Here is a 3,609-nt window from a genome sequence, read left to right as displayed (position 1 = left end):
AAGTCCGAGCCAGGTGACGAATCCCGGTGCACCTGACGTGAGGAATCGCGGTGCGCCTGGTGCCATCTCACGCCGCTCGCGCCGCAGGCGCCGCCTGCGGCAGCACCTCCGCCCTGCCACCCACCTCGGCGCCGGGGTGTCATTCTGAAGGAGCGTGCGCTGCGCTTTCCCCGGCACCGCGTTCATGCGCGACTGAAGAATCCCGGACCGAAACGTCCGCCGCGCCGCGGTCCGGCGTGGCGCGCTCCAGCCTCTCCCGCCGCACCCGCCGCGTCCGAGCGCGGCGCGCAGCCGGGCGTGCATCGGATGCGGTGGCGCGGGATTCTTCGGTCGGCGCCAGAGTCTGGCGTGGCGGACGGTGCCGCGCGGCGCCTCCGCTCAGAATGACACTCGATGTCCGAGGCGGGCGTGGGAACCCGGTGCGACGGAGGTGAGGAATCGTGCGCCTGGCGCATCTCGCGGCGCTCGCACCGCCGGCGCCGTCTGCGGCGGCACCTCCCCTCCACCGGTGTCCTGCCGCCCACTTCGGCGCTGAGGCGTCATTCTGAAGGAGCGTGCGCCGCGCTTTCCCCCGTGCCGAAGTCATGCGCGACTGAAGAACCCCGGACCGAAACGTCCGCCGCGCCGCAGTCCGGCGTGGCGTGCTCCAGCCTCTCCCGCCGCGCCCGCAGCGTCCGAGCGCGACGCGCAGCCAGGCGTGCACGGGATGCGGTGGCGCGGGATTCTTAGGTCGGCGCCAGAGCCTGGTGTGACGGACGGTGCGGCGCGGCGCCTCCGCTCAGAATGACGCTCGAAGTCCGAGCCGGGTGAGGGGGCCCGGTGCGGCTGATGTGATAGGTCCCGTGCGGCATGTGCCAGGTTGACGGAGAAAGAACGCGGAGGTTCACGGTACCTATCCGTACCGTGAACCTCCGTGCCCTCCGTGCGAGGGGGTTGCCCTCAGTGCTCCGTCAGCGCGCCGGGGCGTTGGCGACGGACTCGAACAGGCCGTTGAACAGCAGCTTGAACGTGCCGTGCGGCTGCGCGCGGAACGCGATCTCAGGGCCGAACAGGAACAGCTTTCCGCGCCCCACCTCGGCGGACACCACCGCCGCGCCGTTCTGCAGGTGCTCCTGCCCCCACGCCCACCCGCTGCGCAGCGGCGTCGCCGAATCGTACCACGCCACGCGGCGCACGCCGCGCGCCTCGGCGCCCGCTCCCAGGCGGAAGACGGGCGAGTCGTCGAACATCACGTCCGCCTGCTCCGGCATTCCCCACGCGACGGGCTGCGTATTGTCGACCCGCACCCGAAGCAGCGATCCGGGAATGAAGAACTTCTCGCGCGGCAGGTGGCGCGGCTGGCCGTCCGGACCCGCTTCCGCCAGCGCGTCCTCCACCGGCAGCCCCAGGTGGCGGGCCAGCGCCGTGGACGAGCCGATGGTCACCACCGTGCCGCCGTTCTCCAGGAACTCGCGGATCCGGGGCACCGTCCGCTCCACCGTGACGTTGCCCACCTGCGCGCGGAACTCCTCGGGGATCGTTGCAGGGTCCGGCATGCCCGCCATGACGCCGCCTCGCCCGTCACGCTCCGGAATGGCGCCATCCACAAAGACGATGACGTCGTACTTGGCGTTCAGGTTCCCCGCATCCAGTTCCTGCTGGAATACCTGGCGGTAGGGAAAGCCGAACTGCTCGAACACCCAGCGCGTCCATCCGCTGGGCATGCTGCCGCCGTAGCGGTCCCACAGCGCGATGCGCAGAGGCCGCAGCGGCGTGGCGCCAGCGGGGCGGGGGCCGGTACCCACCGTGAGCCCCAGCGAGTCCGCCAGCGCCTGCACCCGGGCGCGCGGCACGCCGCCGCTCACCCAGAAGTCGCCCGCCTGTGCGCCGCGCCCGGCTTGCCGCACGCGCCAGACCTCCGCGCCCGAGCCCAGAAGCCGGTTGACGGCCGCGAACGCGTCGTTCTGCCGCGCCGTCAGAATCCACCCCTGCCCGCCGGCGGCCACGCGGCCTCCGGGGCGCGGCACGTTCCACTCCGTCACGGGCACGAACGGACCCGTGAAGCCTTCCAGCACGCGGTCGAACTGCACGCCCATCTGGTAGGCCAGCGTCCACCCCGCGTTGTCGTACGGGGGAATGGGCGGGCCGCCCTGGTACAGAAAGTCGTTGGGGTGGTCCTGCGGCTCGAACATGTCCAGCACGTGCGGGCGGAACGCCTGCGCCCCCATCACCACGTACGACCCCGCGGGATACCGCTTGCCGGCCACGGTGAACGGGGCCGTGGCCCGCTGCACCTCCACGCCCGTTTCACGCAGTGCGTCCAGGAACTTGAGCGCGGTGGCAAAGTCCGGCTGGTCGGCGGGGATGATGTAGCCGCGCGCGTCCCGCCACTCGGGGCGGTGCAGCATGGCCTGGTAGCGCGCCGACTCCTCGGCATTCGCCGCGCCGGCGAACTGGCCGCCAGGGGCCATGACGGCCGTGGCCTCGCCGGGGCCGCCGGGCCGCTCGCCGCGGATGGCGGCGCGCACCGAGTCCACGTGGCGCGGCATGACCGTCCACTCGTCGCGCTGGCCTCGCTGCACGGAGTTGCGCGCCATCCGCCACATGTTGGTCAGCAGCGTCTGCCGGTAGCGCGAGGCGTAGTCCAGCACGGCGTAGTTGGCCGTGACCGAGTAGTCCACGGAGCGGCGGAAGTGCCACCGCTGCGGGGCCACGGGCGCGGGCAGGTCGCCGCTGGGGATCTGGCGGTTGGGCACAAAGGCCACGTCCATGGGCGTGGGATTGCCGATGGTTTCCGTCAGCAGCCCGATCATGTTGTGAAAGTAGGCCGTGGTGCGCAGGCCGCCGTTCCACCAGGTGCTGTAGTTGCTGCCGCGCCGCTGCGTCACCCCCGGCTTGTCCTCGGCCAGAAAGCGGTTCTGCATGGCCGCGCCCACCATGTCGATGCCGCTGATGATGAGCGGGTCGTAGTTGTAGTTGAACGGGTCGCGGAAGGGCGGGGCGAACATCACCGTGCCCGTGGGCCCGGTCTGGTGGTGGTTGTACACGATCTGCGGCAGCCACTCGTGGTACATCACCCGGTTCATGTTCTCCGTCTCGGGCTGCGTCGAGGCGTAGAAGTCACGGTTGTTGTCGTGGCCGATGTACTTCTGGTACAGCCGCGGCACGCCCATCATGGTGCGCGCCTCCCGGTTGGGATTGCGGGTGTACCAGTTGCTCACCAGCTCCATGCCGTCCGGGTTGGCGTGCACGGCCAGGATGATGACGTCGTCCAGAATGCGGCGCGTTTCGGCGTCGTTGCGGCTCACCAGCTGCCAGACGGTTTCCATGAGCTGCTGCGCGCCCAGGACTTCGGTGGCGTGCAGCCCGCCGTCGATCCACACGATGGCCTTGCCGTCCGCCGCCAGCCGCGCGGCGGTGGCGCTGTCCACGCGCCCCATGGCCAGGGTGCGGCTGATGTCGCGGTAGCGCTCGGCGTCGCGCAGGTTGGCCGGGCTGCTCACGATGGCCATGATCTGCTCGCGCCCCTCGGCCGTGCGCCCCATGGGCACCACGCGCATGCGGTCGCTCTGGCCGTCCAGCTTGCGCCAGTACTCCACGAACTGGGTGTAGTTGGGGAGCACGTAGTCG

Annotated in this window: 1 protein-coding gene; it reads right to left on the bottom strand. The window is 71.0% G+C overall.

The features are described 5' to 3' along the window. Positions 1 to 950 precede the first annotated feature (950 nt). Positions 951 to 3,609, bottom strand: a 2,659-nt coding sequence (locus VF665_RS10040; RefSeq protein ID WP_331053287.1) for a M14 metallopeptidase family protein, incomplete at its 5' end; no start/stop codon positions are given.

It is taken from the genome of Longimicrobium sp., from assembly GCF_036387355.1.
In the GTDB taxonomy this organism is placed as follows: Bacteria; Gemmatimonadota; Gemmatimonadetes; order Longimicrobiales; family Longimicrobiaceae; genus Longimicrobium.
The sequence above is the reverse complement of the archived record's forward strand: the minus strand, read 5'-3'. Positions and strand labels throughout refer to the sequence as shown.